Source organism: Rhodococcus sp. BP-261 (genome assembly GCF_019835205.1).
GTDB classification, from domain to species: domain Bacteria; phylum Actinomycetota; class Actinomycetes; order Mycobacteriales; family Mycobacteriaceae; genus Rhodococcoides; species Rhodococcoides kyotonensis_B.
On the sequence record NZ_JABUCO010000003.1, the window covers coordinates 173,866 to 198,566 of the forward strand.

A 24,701-nucleotide genomic window follows, 5' to 3' on the forward strand; every position below is an offset into this window, starting at 1 on the left:
TCAGCTGTCGACCACGGTCGACGCGGTCTCGATCATCGACGCGATCAGCGACGCATACCCTTCGGCACCGAGTGCGGGCAGGATTCCGGGAACCAACTGCGACAGTGCGACCGTGATCAGTGCCTCCGGCTTGAGCGTGGCGCCCATCGCCTTCGATACCGCACCGATCTTGGTGTTCAGTTCCTCGAACGTGACCTCGGTTCCGTCGTGGGTCAGTGCGACGGACGCCGGCGAGGCAGCGGCCGCCTCCGACACCAGCCCCGGCAGATCGTCGACCGTCTTGGCCGCCCGCTTCGGCGCGAACGCCGCACGCTCGGCTTCCGACAGGATGTCGATCGATCGCAGTGTCACCGACGGATCCTGCGTGACCGCGTCGAGAATCCGCAAGAACCTGTCCGCGAACTTCTCGACCGTCGAGCGCGTGAACAGCGCCGTGGCGTAGTTGAACAGCGCCTTCACATCCGTGAGGGCACCCGAGTCGTCGAACTGCTCGATCGCCGTGAGCTGCAGATCGAACTTCGCCTGATCCTCGTCCGCCGCGAGCGTCGACACCTCGAGTCCCGGCAGCGCGAACGTTCCGCTCACCGCGTTCTGGAACGTCAGCATCACCTGGAACAGTGGCGAGAACGCACTCGAGCCCGACCGGCCACCGGCCGTGCGTCCCATGGACTCCACGAGTCGCTCGAACGGTACGTCCGCGTGACCGAAGGCCGCGAGATCGGTGTCCTTCGTCCGAAACAGCAAGTCCGCGAACGAAATTCCACCGTCGACGTGGGTGCGCAGCACCAACGTGTTGACGAACATGCCGACGAGGTCGTCGAGCGCCTCTTCACCACGACCCGCCGTCGGTGTACCGATGGCAATGTCGTCGGTGCCGCTGAGTCGAGCGAGCAGCACGGCGAGCGCACTGTGCACGACCATGAAGACCGTCGCATTGTGCTCGCGCGCCGTCTTCTCGAGGCGGTGTGCGATTTCCGGACCGAACGAGAACTCGTACGCGGCACCGATCGTGGACTGACGCGGCGGACGCGGATGATCGGTCGGCAGCGGCAGCAGTTCCGGTAGACCCGCGAGTTCGCGGTTCCAGTACGCCAACTGAGTGGAGATGGCGCTGTCCGGATCGTCCTCGCTTCCGAGAACTTCGCGCTGCCACAACGTGAAGTCCGCGTACTGCACCGGCAACGGCGCCCACTGCGGAGCATCCCCTGCCGCTCGCGAGGTGTAGGCGAGCATGACGTCGCGGATCAACGGACGCATCGAGAATCCGTCGGCCGTGATGTGATGCGCGACGAGTGCGAACACGTACTCGCTCTCGCCGAGCGAGAACAGAGCCGCTCGCACCGGGACCTCGGTCGTCACGTCGAACCCGGCGCCCAGTACGGCACCGACCCGTTCGTAGACCTCCGACTCGGACACCGAAATCGGTGTCAGATCCGGGAGCGCGTCGGCAACGGGGCCGATGACCTGGATCGGGCCGGTCTCGCTGTCGGGGTACGTCGTGCGCAGTACCTCGTGACGCTCGACGACGTCGGCCATCGCAGCCGCGAACGCGTCGGTGTCGAGCGCGCCCGAGAATCGAACGGCCGCAGGGATGTTGTACGCCGCCGACTCGGGATCGACCTGGTTCAGCGTCCACATGCGCTGCTGCGCGAGCGACAGAGGAATCGCCGCAGGCCGTTCCCGCGCGACGAGTGGCACACGAGCGCCACCGCCGACGAGGGGCTGGATCCGCGCGGCCAATGCCTCGACGGTCGACGCCTCGAACAGCGCCCGCACCGGGATCTGCGTGTCCAGTGCGGCACCGAGCCGGGACACGACCTGCGTCGCGATCAGCGAGTTGCCGCCGAGCTCGAAGAAGTCGTCGTCCAGTCCGATCCGATCCAGTCCGAGCACATCGGCCAGCGTCCGGACCACCACTTCCTCGACCGGGTTGGTCGGTGCTCGGAATTCTCGAGCGACGACCTCCGGCTTCGGCAGCGCCTTGCGATCGAGCTTTCCGTTCGTGTTCAGCGGCAACGCATCCAGCACGACGTAGGCCGACGGCACCATGTACGACGGCAGGCTCGACGTCAGTGCCGCACGAGACGACGCGACATCGAACTCGCCGGCAGCAGGCACGACGTACGCCACGAGCTGATCACCTGTACGGCCGTCGTTGTGCACGGTCACCGCCGCCTCGCGGACGGCGTCCTGATCGCGCAGCGCCGTCTCGATCTCACCGAGCTCGATACGGTAACCGCGCACCTTGACCTGGAAGTCCACGCGCTCGACATAGTCGAGTTCGCCTGCGGCAGTCCACTTCACGACGTCACCCGTGCGGTACATACGCGTGCCGTCGGTCTGGTCACTCCGCAGGCTACGCTCCTGGCCACTCGAGAACGGGTTCGCGACGAACCGATCCGACGTCAGGTCTGCCCGGCCGTGGTATCCGCGCGCCAACTGCGCACCGGCCAGGTACAGCTCGCCGCTGACGCCGACCGGAACCGGCTGCAGGCGACTGTCGAGGACCAGCACCTCGCTGTTCCATTCGGGCCGGCCGATCGGAACGGACGTCACGTCCGCATCGGTGACGAGGTGCGACGTGATCGACACCGCCGCCTCGGTCGGTCCGTACAGGTTGAACAGTTCTGCCGAGTTGTGCCGGCGGAATGCACGAGCGGTTGCGGGCGGGAGCGCCTCACCGATCGCGAGGACGCGTCGCAACGTAGTCGGCAACGTGCCACCGGCGACGGTCGTCAACATCGACAACATCGACGGCACGGCATGCAGGGTCGTGACTGCGTGATCGCGCATCAACGCGAGCAGGTAGTCCGGATCGCGGTGTCCGTCTGCCGTGGCGACGACGATGCTTCCGCCCGACGTCAGCGCGGACCAGAACTCCCACACCGACAGGTCGAAGGTCGCAACCGTCTTCAGCAGCACCGAATCCGTTGCATCCATACCGAACTCGGCGTGCTTCCACAGCAGCTGGTTGACGATGGCGCCGTGCGTCACAGCAACACCCTTGGGCTTGCCCGTCGAACCGGACGTGAAGATCACGTATGCGGTGTTATCCGGACGCAGCGGCAGAAGCCGTTCCTCCGGTGCGATCGGCGACGCGTCGGAGCAGGCGTTCTCGAGCTCCGAGAGCGCGACCGAACCCGAGCCGATGTCCTCGCCTGCGGTGATCACGCAGACCGGATCGGCGACGTCGAGGATGTACTTGACCCGCTCGGCGGGCTGATCCGGATCGATCGGCACATACGCGCCACCTGCCTTCACGATGGCGTACATGCCGACGAGCAGGTCCACCGACCGTCGAATGGCCAAGCCGACCAACGACTCCGGTCCGACGCCACGTTCGACGAGTGCGCGTGCGACACGGTTGACACGGGCATCGAAATCTCCGTACGACAGCGACTCGCCCTCGTACACCAACGCCGTTGCCGCCGGATCGCGACGCACCTGCGCGTCGAACAGGTCGACGAGTGTTGCGCTCGAATCCGTGTCGTGACCGGTGTCGTTCCAGCCGGACACCAACGCGTCACGTTCGTCGTCGTCGAGGATCGTGATGTCGCCGACGGCCGTCGACGGCGCCTGCGTCACGGACTCCAACACGCGCACGAAACGCTCGACGATCGTTTCGACCGTTCCGCGTTCGAACAGATCCGTCGCGTACGTCATGATCGCCTCGAAACCTGCGGGCGCACCGTCGTCGTCGTAATGATCGGCGAGGATGAGATGCAGATCGAACTGCGAGTTGCCGGAATCCGCGTCGACTGCCGAGACCGTCAGGTCGCCGAGCTCCAGGCTGCTTCGTGCCACGTTCTGGAACGAGAAGCCCACCTGGAACAGCGGATGACGCGCCGTCGACCGTGCCGGGTTGAGCACCTCGACGAGACGCTCGAACGGCACGTCCGCGTTGGCGAACGCCTGCAGATCCGTCTCGCGAGCCGTCGCGAGCAGGTCCACGAAGCTGCGCTCGCCTGTCACGTCGAGTCGGAAGACCAACGTGTTGACGAACATGCCGACGAGGTTGTCGAGCACGGCCTCACCGCGGCCTGCGATCGGCGTTCCGACAGCGATGTCCGTCATGCCGGACAGGCGCGACAGCAGCACCGAGAACGCCGCGTGGACGGCCATGAACACCGTCGCGTTGTTCTCGCGTGCCAGATCCTGCAGTGCCGCATGGGTTGTCGCCGGCACCGCGAATTCGACGCGATCGCCCCGGAAGCTCTGATCTGCAGGCCGCGGCTTGTCGATCGGAAGCGTCAGCTGGTCGGGCAGATCGGCGAGTTCGCTCTTCCAGTACTCGAGCTGGCGTGCACCGACCGATGTCGGATCGTCCTCGTCACCGAGCACGTCCCGTTGCCACAGCGCGTAGTCCGCGTACTGCACCGGCAGGGGTGCCCAATCCGGGGACTGCCCGTGAGTGCGGGCGCCGTACGCCGTCATCAGATCGGACATGACCGGCACTGCCGACGAGCCGTCGGCCGAGATGTGGTGCACGACCATCGCGAGGACGTACTCCGGTACGTCGCCGTCGATGCGGAACAGCGTGATGCGCACCGGCACTTCGCTGGTCACGTCGAACTGCGTCGCCGCGAGCGCGAGCACCTTCTCGGTGACCGCTGCCGCGTCGACCGACTCGACGGTCAGCGCGATGCCTGCCTGCTCCGGCGTCAGAACCTTCTGTGCCGGACCGGAATCGGTGTTCGGGTAGACCGTGCGCAGCGTTTCGTGGCGTGCGACGAGGTCGCCGATCGCCTCGGCGAACGCATCCTCGTCGAGCTCGCCCGACAGACGCAGAGCCATCGGAATGTTGTACGCGGTCGACGCACTGTCGAATCGGTTGAGGAACCACATGCGGCGCTGCGCGAGGGACAGAGGCACATGCTGCGGACGCTCGCGCGCCACCAGTTCCTGACGACCGCCGGCACCGACCGACGACTCGACCCGTCCGGCCAGGTCACCGACCGAAGATGCCTCGAACAGAAGCCGAACCGGAACCTGCGTGTCGAGCGCTGCCCCGAGCCGCGACACGACCTGCGTCGCGATCAACGAGTTACCGCCGAGCGCGAAGAAATCGTCGTCGACACCGACCCGGCCCACACCGAGCACGTCCGCGAACACACCCGCAACGATCTCTTCCAACGGCGTCGACGGTGCACGGAACTCCACCGCCGCGGTCGTCGGCACCGGAAGCGCACGACGATCGAGCTTGCCGTTGACCGTCAACGGAATCTCCCCGAGCACCACGAACGCCGACGGCACCATGTACTCCGGCACCAACGTCGCCACACCCGACCGCACTGCCTCGACGTCGGCCGTGCCGACGAGGTAGGCGACCAGACGCGTCGCACCCGGGGTGTCCTCGCGCACGATCACCGCAGCCGCGGTCACACCCGGCTGCGCCGACACCGCCGCCTCGACCTCACCGAGCTCGATCCGGAAACCACGCACCTTCACCTGATCATCAGCACGACCGAGGTAGACCAGTTCTGCAGACGAGTCAGCCTTCTCGACCCAACGCGCGACGTCACCGGTCCGATACAGCCGGCCCTCACCGAACGGGTTCGCCACGAAACGAACCGACGACAGATCCGCACGCCCGAGATACCCACGCGCCAACTGCCCACCCGACACGTACAGCTCACCCGCAACACCGACCGGAACCGGCTGCAGACGGGTGTCGAGGACGTAGACACCCAGACCCGAGATCGGCGCACCGATCACCGACGCCGAACCCGCCGACGCAGCCGAGAGCGCACGGAACGACACGTGCACCGTCGTCTCCGTGATGCCGTACATGTTGACGAGAAGGGGCCCGGACTCGCTGCCGTCACCGTGACGCGCGAACCAGCCCTCGAGACGACGAGGCTCGAGCGCCTCACCACCGAACACCACGTACCGCAGCGACAACTCGCCCGCGTTCGCCGCACCGGCCCGATCGAGCTCGGCCAACTGGTAGAACGCCGACGGCGTCTGGTTCAGCACCGTCACACCCTCGGCGACCAGCAGCTCACGGAACGCCTCGGGCGACCGCGAGGTGAAGTAATCCACCATCACCAACGTCCCGCCGTACAGCAGCGGTCCCCACAGCTCCCACACCGAGAAGTCGAACGCATACGAATGGAACATCGTCCACACGTCGGTCTCGTCGAAGCCGAACGAGCCGTCCGTGTTGTCCATCAACCGCACCACAGTGCTGTGTGGAATCAACACGCCCTTCGGCCGACCCGTCGAACCCGACGTGTAGATCACGTACGCCAAATTGTCCGCAGACAACGGCGCACGGCGCTCGGCATCGGTGACCGGCTTCGAGGACCAGGCATCCGGATCGTCCTGCGTCACATCCACGACCGGAATGTCCGCCCCGCGCACACCCGCCATCGACTCCGCAGCCGACACCTCCGGCGTCGTCACCACAGCCACCGGCGCCGCATCCGACATCATGAATGCGATGCGCTCGGCCGGATACGTCGGATCGACCGGCAGATAACCCGCACCGGATTTCACCACCGCCAACAACGCAACGACCAGATCGGCCGAACGCGGAAGAGCCACCGCCACCAACGAATCCGAGCAGGCGCCCGCCGCGATCAACCGGCGTGCCAGACGATTGACCCGAGCGTCGAGTTCCGCGTACGTCGACGACACCCCGTCGAAACGCACCGCCACCGACTCCGGGTGCGCCGCCACGACCGCGTCAAAACGGTCGATCAACGTGTCCGCACCGACCGACACGTCCGGACCCGACGAACTCCACTGCGTCAGAACACGATCACGCGTGTCGGCATCGACGATGTCGAAGTCGCCGACCGCAGCCGACGCATCCGCAACCACACCGCTCAACACCGCCAGGAACTGACGGCCGAAACGATCGACGGTCGACTCCTCGAACAGGTCGGTCGCGTAGCTGATGTAGCAGGTCATGCCGCCCAACGCGCCGGCAGAGTCCGTCGCCTCCTCGAACGTGAACTGCAGATCGAACTTGGCGATTCCCGCGTCGAATTCGAGCGCTTCGACCGACAGGTTCGGCAGTTCCAACGCGGTACGGCCCAGGTTCTGGAATGCCAGCACCACCTGCACCAACGGATGCCTGGACTGCGAGCGCTCCGGATCGAGCACCTCCACGAGCCGCTCGAACGGCACGTCCGCGTTGGCGAACGCCGACAGATCCGTCTCGCGAGCATGCGCCAGCACGTCACGGAAACTCGTCGACGGCTCGACCTGCGTGCGCAGCACGAGCGTGTTGACGAACATGCCGATCAGATCGTCCAGTTCGGCTTCGCCGCGCCCTGCAACAGGCGTACCGATGGCCACGTCCTCGGACGCCGACAGCCGCGACATCAACACCGCGAGCGCGGTGTGCACGACCATGAACAACGTCGAGTTGTTCTCGCGCGCAACCACATCCAATGCGTGATGCAGCTCAGGCGACACCGTGAACGACGTCGTCCGGCCACGGTTCGTCGCGACGGTCGGCCGCGCGTAGTCGAACGGCAACTCGATTTGATCGGCCAGACCCGACAGCTGACGAGTCCAGTACGCGACCTGCTGCGACGCGATCGACGACGCGTCGTCCTCGGTTCCGAGCACCTCGCGCTGCCACACCGCGTAATCCGCGTACTGCACCGGCAACGGCGCCCATGCCGGAACATCACCCGCCGCGCGAGAGGCGTACGCGACCATCACGTCGGTCGTCAACGGCCGCATCGAGAAACCATCGGACGCGATGTGATGCACCACGAACACGAGCACGTGGTCGTTGCTGCCGCTCAGTTGCAGAAGCCGCACCCGCACCGGCACCTCACGCGTGACGTCGAACCCACCCGACACGATGTCGACGACGGTGGGAAGAACGTCGTGCTCCGACACCGTCACCGGAGTGAGGTCCACCTCGACCTCGGATGCCGGCAGCACGACCTGGTGGCCGACTCCGTCGAACTCGGGATAGATCGTCCGCATCGTCTCGTGGCGAGCGACGACATCCGAGATGGCCTGCCGCAGCGCGTCCCGGTCCAACGACCCGGTCAAGCGGATCGCCACCGGAATGTTGTTCACCGAGGACTCGGTGTCGAACCGGTTGAGGAACCACATGCGCTGCTGCGCCAGCGATAGCGGAATGCGTTCCGGCCGTGGACCGGCGACGAGCGCCGCCCGTGCGCCGGCACCCACGTGATCCTCGATCCGGCGCGCCAGCGCGCCGACCGTCGTCGCGTCGAACAGCGCGCGGACGGGAACCTGGGCGTCGACCGCCGCACTCAGGCGCGCGACGACCTGAGTCGCGATGAGCGAGTTGCCGCCGAGCGAGAAGAAGTCGTCGTCGAGACCGACTCGCTCGGCGCCGAGCACGTCGGCGAACACGTCCGCGACGGCCTGCTCGATCGGCGTTCCGGGGGCACGGTATTCGGCGGCAGCGACCTCGGGCTCCGGCAGAGCCTTGCGATCGAGCTTGCCCGACGAGGTCAGCGGCAGATCGTCCAACACGACGACCGCGGACGGCACCATGTACGACGGCAGCCGCTCCGAGGCGTCGGCGAGAACGGATTCGACTGCACCGGACTCGCTGTCGAGTCCGGACGCGAACACGATCCACGCGACGAGTCGATCGCCGCGTACTGCGACGACAGCGTGTGCGACGGAATCGGCAGCCACCAGCGCCGACTCGATCTCACCCAGTTCGATGCGCTGACCGCGCAGCTTCACCTGGAAGTCGGAGCGTCCGACATAGACGAGTTCGCCGTCGCCGTTCCACCGCACGACGTCACCGGTGCGGTACAGACGCCCTTCGCCGAACGGATTGGCCACGAAACGATCTGCGGTCAGATCCGGACGCGACGCGTAGCCACGTGCGAGCTGAACGCCGCCGAGGTAGAGCTCGCCCTCGGCACCGACAGGTGTCGGCCGCAAAGCGTTGTCCAGCACGTAGACCCGGGTGTTGTAGACGGGCTTACCGATGGGAACACCGCTGACGTCGGCAGAGGTGAACTCGTGATAGGTCACGTCGACCGCTGCCTCGGTCGGTCCGTACAGGTTGATCATGCGCGCCGACGGCACCGCCTGGGTGAGGCTCGCTGCCGTCGCCGACGGAAGCGCCTCACCGGACGCGAACACCCACCGCAAGCTCGTCGCCGTGCGCGCCGACGGTTCGGCGGTGAACACGGCCAGCATCGACGGCACGAAGTGCGCAACCGTGACGGACTCCGACACGATCAACTGTGCGAGGTACGCCGGATCACGGTGTCCGTCCGGACGTGCGATGACCATGCGGGCACCGACCTGCAACGGCCAGAACAACTCCCACACCGACACGTCGAACGTGACCGGCGTCTTCTGGACGACGACGTCGGAGTCGGTCAGTGCGTACTCGGCCTGCATCCATTCCAGGCGGTTGACGATGGCCCGGTGGCCGATCGTCACGCCCTTGGGCCGACCCGTCGATCCGGACGTGAACAGCACGTAGGCGCTGCCGTCCGTCGTCGCAGGACGCTCGGACTCCGTCAGCCGGCCGCCCTCGTATCCGTCCAGATCCAGCTGATCCAGGTGCCGGATGCGGACGCCCGCGCCGACGTCGAGGCCATCCCGGCCGGTGGTGAGGACCAGTGCCGCTGCCGCAGTGTCGACGATGTACTCGATGCGTTCGGTCGGCTGTTCCGGATCGACCGGAACGTAGGCGCCGCCTGCCTCGACGACCGCGTAGATCGCCACGAGCAGGTCGAACGAGCGACGAATGCCGATCGCCACCGTCGTCTCGGGTCCGACACCTTCACCGACGAGGTACCGCGCCAGACGACCCACACGGTCGGAGAACTCGCGGTAGCTCAGCGACTCGCCCTCGAACGTGAGCGCCACGGCGTCGGGTGTGCGCTCGACCTGCGCGTGGAACGCATCGAGAAGCAGCGCGTCGTCGACGGCGTGCTCGGTGTCGTTCCAGGTGTCCAGCACGAGTGCGCGTTCAGCCGCATCCAACAGATCGACGTCGCCGACGCGTCGCGTCGAATCAGCGGCGATCGCCTCGAGAATCCGCTGTACCCGTGCCAGCATGGCCGTCACCTGGTCGCGCTCGAACAAGTCTTCGAAGTACTTGAGCGTCAATCGGATTCGGTCGTCGGAGACGATCAGCAGTGTCAGCGGGTAGTGCGTGCTGTCGTTGGATTCGACGCCCGTGACCGCCATGCCGTCGATGTCCGACGCCTGCGCGGCGAGACCGGCTTCGTCGACCGGGTACGACTCGAACACCGTCAGCGTGTCGAACAATGTGCCGACGCCTGCGGCACGCTGGATGTCCGTCAGGCCGAGGTAGTGATGATCCAGCAGATCCGCCTGCTCGCTCTGCAGACGCGTCAGTGCGGACTCGAGCGATTCGGACGAGTCGATCCGGACGCGGACGGGCAGCGTGTTGATGAACAGGCCGACCATCGATTCGACTCCGGGGAGCGATGCGGGCCGACCGGACACCGTCGCACCGAAGACGACGTCGTCGCGCCCGGTCGACGCCGACAGCAGCATTCCCCATGCCGCCTGGACGAGCGTGTTGACGGTGACGCCGAGACGCGCACCCAGTGCGGACAGCGACGCGGACAGTTCCGCCGACATCGCGAGTTCGACGGCGCCTGCACGGGACGAGATCTCCCGGCCCGCTGCCGACGGCGCCAACAGAGTCGGCTCCGGCGCGTCCTCGAGCGCACGCGCCCACACCGCCGCCGACTCCACGTGGTTCCGACGATCGATCCACGACAGGAACGTGCGGTACGACGGGACGCGTGGCAGCGTCCCTGCATCTCCGTGGACCGCATACAGGACGAGCAGATCCTTCATCAACAGCGGCATGGACCAGCCGTCGATCAGGATGTGGTGGTTGGCGAACAGCAGCCTGAATTCACCGTCCGACAGCTTCACCAGCGTGAATCGCACGAGAGGTGCTGCGGCCGTGTCGAATTGCGTCGCCTGCTCCTCGGCCCGCAAACGCTCGTACGCCGCGGTGCGCTCGGCCTCGGGGACGTCCGAGAGGTCGTGCTCGGTCCACGGCACCGTCACATCCTGGACGACGACCTGAACTGACGAACCGTCCGCGGTCGTCACGAACGCGGTCCTCAGGTTGTCGTAGCGGTCCAGCAATGCCTGTGCGGCACCGCGGAGGCGCTGCGCGTCCACGTCGCCGGTCAGGGTGAGCACCATCTGCATGGTGTAGACGTCGAGGTCGGATCCGGCGAGCTTCGCGTGGAACAGCAGGCCCGACTGCAGCGGCGACAGCGACCAGATGTCGGTCGTCGACGGGTACTGCGTTTCGACGACGTCGATGTCGCGCTGGGTGACCTGCGCGAGCGGGACGTCGGACGGCGTCAGACCACCGGCGGAACCGTCGGTGACGTGCGCGGCGAGCGCGACGAGAGCCGCGACCCACAGGTCGGCCAGTTCCTGGACGTCGCCTCGGCCGATCGCGCCCGTCGGGAACGCGAACGTCGCGGCGAGCTCGGATTCGTCGCCGACACCGCGCACGATGGCGTTGATGTCGACCGTCTTGTTGGCAGGCATGTCCGCGTCGCCGACGACCACGAGGTCGTCGAAATCCGATGCGGGAACCCAGCCGTCGAGTCCCTCGGGCAGCTCACCCGTCGAGATACGGCCCAGGTAGTTGAAGCTGATCTGCCCGTCCGACAGTGCCGTCAATTCCGCCCCGGTCTCCCGGTTCATGTAACGCAGCAGCCCGTATCCCATGCCCTTGTCGGGAATGGCGAGCAGCTGTTCCTTGACGGCCTTGACCGCACGAGCCATCTCGCCACCGACGGCCAGCGCCTCGGCGGTGTCGACACCGGACAGGTCGAGCCGAACCGGGTATACGCTCGTGAACCAGCCGACCGTTCGAGACAGATCGGCTCCGGGCACCAGCTCTTCCTCGCGGCCGTGGCCTTCGAGCTGGACGAGCGTGGACGGCGCGTCGACGCCACGTGCCGCGCGCCACCGGTTGACCGCCACCGCGAGGGCAGTGAGCAGGCCGTCGTTCACGCCGCCGCGGAACGCGTCGGGAACCGCCGTCAACAACGCCTTCGTCACGTCTGCGGGAACGACCGCCGAGACGCGCTCGACGGTGGACGACACATCGATCGCGGGATCGAACGGCCGGTCGCCGAGTACCGGATCATCGGTACTCGAAATCGCCTTCCACACAGGAAGTTCCGCAATACGATCGGCGCTGTGCGCTTCCTCGTGCAAGGCGTGCGCCCAGCGGCGCTCGGACGTACCGACCTCGGGAAGCACCGGATCGTTACCGAGCGACACCTGCGCCCACGCAGCGACGAAGTCCGGCACGAGGATTCGCCACGACACACCGTCGACGACGAGGTGATGTGCGACGACGACGAGTCGACCGGATCGCCTCGGGCCGAAGTCGATCCATACGAACCGCAGCATGCGGCCCGAACGCGGATCGAGGTGGCTCATCGACTCGTTCACCGCATCGGACGCGATGGACAGCACAGCTGCCTCGTCGATGTCCGGGTCGACCTCGACGCGGTCGATCAGTCCGTCGGCCGGGACGGTTCCGGGTGCGGAAATCTCGAGACTCCACCCCTCGGAATTCTCGACGAGCGTCGCGCGCAGGCCATCGTGCTTGTCGATGACGGCCGCGACCGTGCGAGCGATGCCCTGACGGTCGATCGCTGCGGGAAGCTCCAGCGTGACCGTCTGCACGAACCGGTCGTGGGCACCGCCTAATTCTGGGTCGTTCCTGCGGGCTCCACTCCCGGCCCGCTCGATCATCAACTGCGCGAACGGCATCAACGGCATCGAGCCGACGCCACCGCCGTCGAGCTCCTCCAGAACGGCCTTGCCGACGACGTCGTCCGACGTCGCGACCGAAGCCAAACCGGCAACGGTCTTCTGCTCGAACACATCCCGAGGAGCGATGACCACTCCCCTGGCGCGGGCGCGTGCGACGAGCTGGATCGAGACGATGCTGTCGCCACCGAGCGCAAAGAACGAATCATCGATGCCCACGCGGTCGAGTCCGAGAACCTCGGCGAACACATCGCTGAGGACACGCTCGACATCCGTCTCGGCGTCGCGGAATTCTGCGGTGCTCTCGAAGACCGGGTCCGGCAATGCCTTTCGGTCGAGCTTGCCCGACGGTCCGAGCGGCAACTCGTCGAGCACGAGCACGAACGCCGGCACCATGTATTCGGGCACCAGTGCACCGACCGACTGCAACAACGAGGGCACGTCGACGGTGACGCCCGACGTCGGCACGACGTAGGCGACCAGCTGATCCTGTCGGACCTGGACGACGGCCTGCGCGACCGAATCGTCGACCAACAACGCCGACTCGATCTCCCCCAACTCGATACGCAGACCACGCAACTTCACCTGAAAATCACTACGACCGATGTACTCGAGTTCACCCGACGCAGTCCAGCGCACCAAGTCCCCGGTCCGATACAACCGACCACCCACATCGAACGGATCCGCCACGAACCGATCCGCCGACAAATCCGGACGACCGTAATACCCGCGCGCCAACTGCACACCCGCCAGATACAACTCACCCACCATGCCCACCGACACCGCACGCAGCCGGCCATCGAGCACATGAACCCGCGTGTTGAACACCGGCCGCCCGATCGGCACAACAGCAACATCATCCGAGGTGTACTCGTGGAACGTCACATCCACCGCAGCCTCGGTCGGACCATACAAATTCACCAACCGCGCCGACGGCAACACCCCCGCGAACGACCGCGCCGTCGCCACCGGCAACGCCTCACCAGAGGCGAACACCCACCGCACACCCGACGCCTCCGCTGCCGACGGCTCCCCCGCGAACACCGCCAACATCGACGGCACGAAATGCGCCACCGACACCCGCTCATCCCGCATCAACGACGTTAAATACACCGGATCCCGATGACCATCCGGCCGCGCGATCACCAACCGAGCACCGACCTGCAACGGCCAGAACAACTCCCACACCGACACATCGAACGTCACCGGCGTCTTCTGAACGACGACATCGGAATCGGTCAGCGCGTACTCCGCCTGCATCCACACCAGACGATTCACGATCGCCGCATGGCTGATCGCCACACCCTTCGGCCGACCCGTCGACCCCGAAGTGAACAACACATACGCCACATGCTCAGGGCGCAGAGGCCGGACCCGATCCGCATCCGACACAGGCTCATCGGAGAACCCGCCCAGCTCGACCTTGTCCACGAGAACGACATCCACACCATCAGCGGCGAAGCCATCCCGCGACGTCGACAACGCCACCGTCACCTGCGCCGTCTCCAGAATGTAGGCCACCCGCTCGCCAGGCTGATCCGGATCCACCGGCACATACCCCGCACCGGCCTTGATCACGCCATACAAACCGACCATCAAATCCAACGACCGACGCATCGCCACAGCCACCAACGACTCCGGACCCACACCCCGCGAAATCAAGTATCTCGCAACACGATTCGCCCGAGCATCGAACTCCGCGTACGACAGCGACTCACCCTCGAACACCAACGCCACCGCATCCGGCGACGCCGCGACCTGCGCATCGAACAACGACACCAACGTCGCCGCCGAATCCACCACGCGTGCAGTGTCGTTCACCCCGGCCAACAACACCCGCTCGGCATCGTCGATCAGATCGATGTCGCCGACGGGCTGAGCCTGATCGGCTGCGATGGCCTGGAAGATGCGCTCCAGCTTGCCCATCATCGATGCCACGTCGGCTGCGCCGAACACATCGGTGAGGTACTTCAGCTTCAGGTGCACCTGGCTGTCGACGGCGATGAGCAGCGTCAGCGGGTAGTGCGTGGCGTCCTCGAGAGCCACCCCTGCGACGGACATGCCGTCGATGTTCTTCGCCTGCTCCGCGAGTCCGGCTTCGTCGACCGGGTACGACTCGAAGACCGTGAGCGTGTCGAACAGCGCACCGATCTTCGCGTCACGCTGAATCTCGCCCAGGCTCACGTAATGGTGATCGAGGAGATCCGCCTGCTCACCCTGAAGTCTGGTCAGCAACGACTCGACGGATTCGTGCCCGTCGACGCGAACGCGGATCGGCAGGGTGTTGATGAACAACCCGACCATCGACTCGACACCGGCAAGTCCTGCCGGGCGGCCCGACACCGTTGCACCGAAGACGACGTCGTCGCTGCCGAGGGTGCGTCCGAGCAGGATGCCCCACGCTGCCTGCACCATCGTGTTCAGCGTGACGCCGAGACGTGCGGCCGAGGATTGCAGTGCCGACGACAACGACGGGCTCAGATCGAGGGAAAGCTCGTCGGCGTCCGCGGACACCGCACGGTTCTGGTCGACGGACGACAGCATCGTGGGTTCTTCGACGCCGTCGAGCGTCTCGGCCCACTTCTGCCGCGATACCGACGCGTCCTGCTCTGCCACCCAGGCCAGGAAGTTGCGGTACGAGCGCACCCGCGGGAGCGCCGACGCGTCACCCCGAAGTGCGTACAGCGCCAACAGGTCTCGCATCAGCAGCGGCGAGGACCAGCCGTCGAGCAGCAGGTGGTGGCTGGACACGAGGAAGCGGTAATCGCCCTCGGCCATCTTCACGAGCGTGAAGCGCATCAGCGGCGCCGACGTCAGCTCGAAGTGCTCCGCCTTGTCGCGGGCACGAACGGCCTCGAATTCGGCCTCTCGCGCGTCGGCGGGGCGATCGCTCAGATCCAGCTCACGCCACGGCACCGTGACCGAGTCGAGGACGAGTTGGACGGACGTGCCGTCTGCATTCTGAACGAACGCGGTCCGAAGGTTCGGGTACCTGTCGAGCAGTGCTTGCGACGCGCCGCGAAGCCGGTCCGCATCCACGTCGCCGGTCAGCTCCAGCAACACCCGCATCGTGTAGACGTCGAGCGACTGGGTCGCGATGAGTGCGTGGAACAACAGTCCGGACTGCAGCGGTGCCAGCGACCAGATGTCGGAGACGCCTGCGAAGCCGGACTCCCAGACGTCGATGTCGCGCTGCGACACCGGCACCAGCGAGATGTCCGAGGGCGTCAGGCCGCCTGCATCCGGACCTGCCACGTGTTCGGCCAACGCGCCGAGAGCGTCGGACCACAATGCCGCGAATTCCTCGACGTCCGAGCGCGACAGCACACCCTGCGGGTACGTGAAGCTCGCGGTGAGGCGCGGACCGTCTGCAGTGTCGACGACGGCCGAGTTGATGTCGATCGTCGCGTTGGCAGGCATATCCGGGTCGCCGGGTGCACCGACGTCCGCGAGCAGGCGGTTCGGCAACCACGCACCACCGGTGAGCTCCTCGGAGATGCCCTCCGTGCTGACCCGACCGAGGTAGTTGAAGCTGACCTGCGGTGCGGCAGAGGCAGATTCGAGGACGTGGGACGTCTCGCCGTTGATGTAGCGCAGAAGGCCGTAGCCCATTCCCTTGTCGGGGACCGCGAGCAACTGCTCCTTGACTGCCTTGACGACGGCACCCATCGACGGGCCTGCGGCGAGCGCAGCCGCGACGTCGATCCCGCGGACGTCGAAGCGAACGGGGTACGCACTGGTGAACCAGCCGACCGTTCGAGACAGGTCTGCACCGGGCACGATCGATTCTTCGCGTCCGTGCCCTTCGAGCTTGACGAGCGCTTCGGGCAATTCGACGCCGCGACGTGCGCGGAACTCGGTCAGCGCCAGGACGAGTGCTGCGAGGAGGCCGTCGTTGACACCGCCGTTGAATCGGGCGGGCACCGTCGTGAGAGTTGCTTCGGTGACCGTCTCCGACAGTTCGACGTCGACTCGATCGGTCGTCGACAGCGTGTCGACAGTCGGATCGAATCGACGACTTCCGAGCATCGGATCCGAACCGGCGAGAACTTCGGTCCACCACGTGACTTCGGCTTCGCGCGCACTGTCGTGTGCCGCGTCGACCAGGCCGTGCGCCCACCGACGCATCGACGTGCCGACCGGTGCCAGCGCGACGTTCTGATCGGCAGCTGCCTGGCCCCACGCAATGGCCAGGTCCGGCAACAGGATTCGCCAGGAGACGCCGTCGACGACGAAGTGGTGAGCGACGATGAGCAGAATGCCGGGTCGTGGGGTCTCGTCGACATCCGACACGAAGTCGAACCAGACGAACTCGAGCATGCATCCCGACTCGGGATCGAGCCGGTCCTTCGCGGCGTCGAGTTCGTGCTCGGCGCGCGCGAGAAGGTCGTCGTCCGAGATCGACGCGTCCAGCTCGACGCGGGTGATCATCCCGTCGACGTCGCAGTTGCCGGGTTCACGGGTGTGGAACGTCCACTCTCCGCCTTCGGCACGTTCGAGGACTGCACGCAGGACGTCGTGGTGGTCGACCACCGCAGTGATGGACCGCTCGAGCAACTCGCGTTCGATGCCGGTCGGCAGCGTCACCGCGACCGACTGCGCGAAACGGGAGAATCCGCCAGGACCGTCGACGATCGAGTGCATGATCGGCGTCAGAGCGAGCAGTCCGACGCCGCCGCCGGGAAGTTCGGCAACGACTTCACGCTCTTCTGCGTCGCCGAGAACTGTTGCCACCTCGGCCAACCCGGCCACCGAGCGCCGCTCGAACACATCGCGCGGAGTGAACGAGATGCCACGCGCACGTGCTCGCGACACCAGCTGAATGGAGACGATGCTGTCTCCGCCGAGTGCGAAGAACGACTCGTCGACGCTGACCTGCTCGACGCCGAGGACGTCGGCGAACACCTCGGCGATGATCCACTCGACCTCGTTGCCCGCAGCACGGAACGCCTGCTGCTCGAACACCGGCGCGGGCAGCGCCGCGCGGTCCAACTTGCCGACCGGAGTCAGCGGAACCTGGTCGAGCACGACGATGGCGGCGGGCACCATGTGTGCCGGCAGCGAGCGTGCGACGAAGGCCGACAGCTCGTCGACGTCGACGACCGCATCCCGAGCAGGCAGGACATAGGCGACCAGAGCCATCGTGCCGTTGGCCTGTTCGTGTCCGACGGTGGCGGCGAACGACACGCTGTCGTGCTGGACGAGAGCGGTGTCGATCTCGCCGAGTTCGACGCGGAAGCCACGGATCTTGATCTGGAAGTCCGAGCGGCCGACGAATTCGATGTTGACTGCTGCCGGGTCCTCCAACACCGCGTCGGAACCGAACGTCCAACGGACGATGTCTCCGGTGCGGTACATGCGGGCGCCGGGGGCACCGTACGGGTTGGCGACGAAGCGCGTCGACGTCAGATCCCTGCGCTCGTGGTAACCACGGGCCAGTGCGCCGCCCGCGAGATAGAGCTCACCTGCGGCACCCACCGGAACGGGGTTCATCCGGGCGTCGAGCACCAGAGCCGACATGCCGTGAATCGGACGGCCGACGGTGATCGGCATACCGGGACGCAACTCGGCGAACGTCGAGATGATGGTCGTCTCGGTCGGGCCGTACCCGTTGTAGTACTTGCGTCCCACCGCCCACCGGGCCAGCAGATCGGGAGTGGTCACGTCGCCACCGACGGACGCGACCTTCAGGCTGTCGACTCCCGTCGGGTCGACAGTGCCCAGAACGGCAGGCGTGATGATGGTGTGCGTGACCTGCTCGGTCTTCAGAAGGTCTGCGAGGTCCTCGCCACCGATGATCGACGCGGGCACGACGACGAGCGTCGCCCCCTCGGAGAACGCCGCCATCCATTCCAGTACGGACGGATCGAAGCTCGGTGAACAGATGTGGAGGAAGCGGGAGTCCGAGTCCAGGTGGTACAGATCGGTCGCGGCGTCGAGGACACCACCGAGACCGCTGTGCGTCACGACGACGCCCTTCGGTAGACCGGTGGATCCGGACGTGTAGATCATGTACGCGGCGTGGTCGATCGCGAGCGGCGCGAGCCGGTCGGCATCGGTGATCGGCGCGTCGGACTGCTCGGCCACGGTATCGGCGAACGCCGGATCGTCGATCTCGATCCACTCGGTCGCAGTCGGCAGGTGTGCCGAGAATTCGCTCGACGTGATGCCGAACAGGGCACCGGAGTCACCGAGCATGTGTTCGACGCGTCCCACCGGGTACGTCGGATCGACCGGCAAGTGGGCGGCACCGGCCTTGGCGACCGCCCACACCGACAGAACCATCTCGTACGAACGCGGGAAGGACAGCGCGACGATCGAGTCGGGTCCCGCGCCACGGTCGATGAGAACGCGTGCGATGCGGCTGGATTCGGCATCCAACTCGCGATACGTGACGGACCGGCCGTCGACGCGTACTGCGACGCCGTCCGGATTGATCTCGACTCCGCGGGTGAAGATCTCCGGCAGCGTTCCACCGTGGGTGACGTCGTCACCGTGGACGTGCGTCAGCCATTCGTACTCGTCGTCCTCGAGGATGGTCAGGTCACCGACCGGGCGCTCGGGTGTGTCGACGACGCCGCGCAGGATGCGCACGAAACGACGCGCGAACTTCTCGACGGTGTCGTGGTCGAACAGCGATGCGGCGTAAGTGAATTCGGCGGAGATTCCGGTCTTGGCCCCCGTCGAATCGGTGTGCTCGGACAGCAGCAGCGACAGATCGAACTTCGCCACGTCGATGTCGAAGTCGACGGCGCTGACCTTCAGCCCGGGCAGCTCGAAGCTGGTCTCCGGGAAGTTCTGAAAGGACAGCGCTACCTGGAACAGCGGGTGCCGTGCCGTCGAACGCTCGGGGTTGAGAATCTCGACCAGGCGCTCGAACGGGATGTCCGCGTGGCCGAATGCCTTCAGATCGGTGTCGCGGTTGGCCTGCAGCAGATCGACGAATCCCTTGGACGCGTCGACATCGGAGCGCAACACCAGCGTGTTGACGAACATGCCGATGACGTCGTCGAGTTCGGCCTCGCCGCGGCCTGCGATGGGCGTGCCGATGGCGATGTCGGACGTGCCCGACAACCGCGCGAGCAACACCGCGAGCGCCGAATGCATGACCATGAACAGCGTCGTTCCGGTCGTCCGAGCCAATGCGACGAGCTCGCGGTGCAATTCGGCGTCGACGAAGAACCGCGACGTGCCGCCGTCGAACGACTGCACCGCGGGCCGGGGACGGTCGAACGGAAGCACCAGTTCTTCGGGAAGGTCGTACAGAACCGTCTTCCAGTAGTCGGCCTGTGCGGCGATCAACGACGCCGGATCGTTCTCGTCACCGAGAACCGAGCGTTGCCACAACGTGAAGTCCGCGTACTGGATCGGCAGCGGCGACCATCCCGGCGCCTCGCCGACGGTCCGTGCTGCGTACGCGAGCATGACGTCGCGAGTGAGCGGTCCCATCGACCAGCCGTCCGCACTGATGTGGTGCGCGACGAAGACGAGAACGTACTCGGTCGCCGACAGTTCGAAGAGCTCTGCATGCAGCGGCACCTCGGTGGTGACGTCGAACCCGGTCGCCACGATGGCCGCGATGCGCGGCATCAACTCGTCCTCGGCGATCGCCACCGGCGTCAACACCGGAACGGCCTTCTCCGTCGGCAGAATCACCTGTGCGGCAACACCGTCCGTCTCCGGGTACACGGTGCGCAACGATTCGTGCCGGTCCAGCACATCGCCGACGGCGGCCTGCAGCGCCGACACGTCCAGCGAACCGGACATCCTGATGGCGACGGGCAGGTTGTTGACCGCCGATTCGGTGTCGAAGCGGTTGAGGAACCACATGCGCTGCTGCGCGAGCGACAGCGGCACGTGGTCCGGGCGCGGGCCGGCGACGAGGGCCGCTCGTCCTTCTCCACCGACGTGCGACTCCGCGCGCGCAGCAAGGCTTTCGACCGTCGATGCTTCGAACAGCACACGCACGGGCACACGCGCGTTCAACGCGGAGCCGACGCGGGAGACGACCTGGGTCGCGATGAGCGAGTTACCGCCGAGTTCGAAGAAGTCGTCGTCGAGACCGACGCGATCGAGTCCGAGGACGTCGGCGAACACTCCGGCGACGATCTCCTCGACGAGAGTCGTGGGGGCACGGAAGGCTCGGGCCTCGAAGACCGGTTCCGGCAACGCGTTTCGGTCGAGCTTGCCCGAGGCACCGACCGGAAGCGTGTCGAGCACCACGAACGCCGACGGCACCATGTACGACGGAAGCGAGCGTGCGACGACCGACTGCAGAACACCGGAATCCACCGTCGCACCCGCGACGGGCACGACGTAGGCGACCAATTGCTCCGATCGAACCAACACCACGGCCGCCGACACCGAGTCCTGTGCCACGAGTGCCGATTCGATTTCGCCGAGCTCGATACGCAGACCACGCAACTTGACCTGGAAGTCGGTGCGGCCCAAGTATTCCAGCTCTCCGGCGGCGGTCCATCGCACGAGGTCACCGGTACGGTACATGCGCGCACCGTCGTCGAACATCGATGCCACGAAGCGGTCTGCGGTCAGATCAGCGCGGCCGAAGTAGCCGCGTGCCACCTGCTCGCCCGCCAGGTACAGCTCACCTGCGACACCGATCGGTACGGGACGCAGACGCGAATCCAGAACGAGGACACGGGAATTCCAGACAGGCGAGCCCATCGGAACCGCGACGCCGGAGATGGTCCATCCCGCAACGCCTGCCACCGGCCGCGACGTCGCGTGGACCGTGAACTCGGTCGGGCCGTACAGGTTGTGGATACCTGCGCCGGGTAGCGCTGCCGCGGCAGCCCCCACCACCGACACCGGCAGGGCTTCACCGGCCACCAGCACCGCGCGCAGTGTGCTGCATCCGCCCGGCGCGATCGCCGCCACGAACTCCGACAGCACGGACGGGACGAACGACGTCGCCGTCACGCCCTCGGATTCGACGACCGCCACCAGGTACTGCGGGTCGCGGTGACCATCGGGCTCCGCGATCACCAACCGGGCACCCGACGCGGGCGCACCGAACAACTCCCACACCGACACATCGAACGTGAACGGAGTCTTCTGCAACACCACATCGTCGACGCCGAGACCGTACTCGGCGACCAGCCACGACACCTGGTTGACCACAGCCGCGTGCGACACCGCCACACCCTTCGGCCGACCCGTCGACCCCGAGGTGAACAGCACATACGCCGCATTCGACGCACGCAACGGCTGCATACGGTCGACGTCGCTCACCGCGCCGGCCGAGAACCCCTCGAGCGGGAGTCGATCCACCGCAACATGTTCGAACGCCACCTCGTCCCGCGACGTCGACAACACCACCGACACACCGGCCGTATCGAGAATGTACTTGTTGCGCTCCGCAGGCTGGTCCGGATCCACCGGAACGTACGCCGCACCCGACCGCAGCACCGCGTACAGCGCCACGAGCATCTCGGTCGAACGACGCATCGCCACCGCGACCGTCCGCTCCGGACCCACTCCCTCCGAGATCAGGTAACGCGCAAGACGATTCACCCGCGCATCGAACTCGGCGAACGACAGAGCTGTCCCCTCGAACACCACCGCAGTCGCATCCGGACGTGCCGCCACCTGAGCGTCGAACGCATCCAACACCGTCGCACCCGCATCCAGCGCATGTGCGGTGTTGTTCCACGACTTGAGAATCAGCCCACGCTCGACGGCGTCGAACAGTTCGATGTCGCCGACCCGGACCGCGGAGTCCTCGATGACGGCATCGAGCACGTACAGGAATCGATCCGCGAACGACGAGACCGTCGCCTGATCGAAAAGGTCTGTGGCGAAGGTGAACTCGGCGGACAATCCGTCGGCCTGGCCGCTGGGAGTCAGGCGTTCGGTGAGAGTCAGCTGCAGATCGAACTTGGCGACGGCCGCATCGAGGTCGACGCTGTCGATGCTGAGCGCGGGCAGGTCGAGATGCGTCGGGCCGAGATTCTCGAACGACAGCATGACTTGGAACAGCGGGTGCCGTGCCGTCGAACGGGACGGGTTCAGCACCTCGACGAGCCGCTCGAACGGAATGTCCGAGTGCGCGAACGCGCCGAGAGCGGCTTCGCGCGCGTGGGCCAACAGGTCGTTGAACGACTCGTGTCCGTCGACCTCGGTGCGCAGCACCAACGTGTTGACGAACATGCCGACGACGTCGTCGAGCGCCTGCTCGCCACGTCCCGCGACCGGGGTTCCGACGGCGATGTCCTCGGTGCCCGACAACCGTGACAGCAGCACGGCGAGTGCAGCGTGAACGACCATGAACAGCGACGCGTTGCGTTCGCGTCCGACGTCGAGCAAGCCGCGGTGCACGCGTGGCTCGATCTCGAAGTCGACCGTGCCGCCGCCGAACGACTGCCGCGCAGGACGCGGACGGTCGGTGGGCAGATCCAGCTGATCGGGAAGCCCGTCGAGGGTGCTCTTCCAGTAGTCGACCTGCTCGGAGATCAACGACGTCGGATCGTCCTCGGAGCCGAGCGTCGCGCGTTGCCACAGCGTGTAGTCGGCGTACTGGACCGGGAGCGGGGCCCACGCGGGCGACTCCCACTCGGTACGCGCCGCGTAGGCGACCATGACGTCGCGGGCCAACGGCCCCATCGACCATCCGTCGGCCGAGATGTGGTGCACGACCATGGTGAGCACGTGTTCGGTCGGGCTGATCTCGAACAGACGGGCACGCAACGGCACATCGGCCGTCACGTCGAACCCGGTCGACGCCAACTGCCGTATCGCCCTTTGCAATTCGGCGACGGTGGTGTCGATGGGCATCAGGTTCGGCACGATCTGGGCGGCGTCGAGGACCACCTGGTGCGGGCCGTCCGCCGAATCCGGGAACAGCGTCCGCAGCGACTCGTGGCGGTCGACGACGTCGAGGATCGCGACCTGCAGCGCGGGCACGTCGAGAACTCCCGTCAACCGCAGCGCGATCGGCAGGTTGTACGTGGCCGACTCGGTGTCGAAACGGTTGAGGAACCACATACGCTGCTGTGCCAACGAGAGCGGAATGCGGCTCGGTCGCTCACCGCGAGCGAGCGCCACCCGAGCGCCCCGGCCTGCCTCCTGCTCGACGCGAACGGCGAGCTGGGCGACGGTCGGCGATTCGAAGATGGCGCGCACCGGAACCTGCGCGTCGAGTGCGGCACCGAGTCGCGCGACCACCTGGGTGGCGACGAGCGAGTTACCGCCGAGCTCGAAGAAGTCGTCGTCCAGCCCGACGACGGGCGCACCGAGTACGTCGCTGAACACGGTCGCGACCGTCTCCTCGATGGGAGTCGTCGGAGCGCGGAACGTGCGGAAGCTGATACCGACCTCGGGCTCGGGCAGCGCACGCCGATCGAGCTTGCCGATCGGCGTCAGGGGCACCTCGTCGAGCACCATGACGACCGACGGCACCATGTAGCTCGGCAACATCCGTCCGACGTGCTCGAGCAGTTCGGCCTTGTCGATCTCGTCGCTGCCGTGCACGTAGGACACGAGAGCCGTTTGGCCCGACTGCAATTCGTGCCCGAGCGTCGCTGCGAACGTCACAGCGGGGAACGTTTCGAGGGCGGCGTCGATCTCGCCGAGTTCGATACGGAAACCGCGGACCTTGACCTGGAAGTCCGACCGACCGACGTACTCGATCGCGAAGTCCTTCGTCCAGCGCACGACGTCGCCGGTGCGATACATACGAGTGCCTGTAGGACCGAAGGGGTCAGCGACGAAACGGTCCGACGTCAGACCTGCACGCTTGTAGTACCCACGTGCGACGGCGTCGCCCGCAAGATAGAGCTCACCTGCGACACCGACCGGGACCGGCTGCAGACGCGCGTCGAGAATCAGCGCCGAGACGCCGGGGACCGGTCCACCGACCGTGATGGGCTCGCCGGCGAACAGCTCGCCGCGCGTGGAGACGATGGTGGTCTCCGTCGGAC

Annotated in this window: 1 protein-coding gene (running past one end of the window); it reads right to left on the reverse strand. The window is 66.3% G+C overall.

What is annotated here, in order from left to right; translation table 11 throughout:
• A protein-coding gene (locus HQ354_RS04765; protein ID WP_222634261.1) for a non-ribosomal peptide synthase/polyketide synthase crosses the window boundary here: on the reverse strand, window positions 1-24,701 show its 3' portion. It continues 5,464 nt past the right edge of the window; only the last 24,701 of its 30,165 coding nucleotides appear in the window; its start codon lies off the right edge, out of view; it ends in the stop codon at window positions 1-3.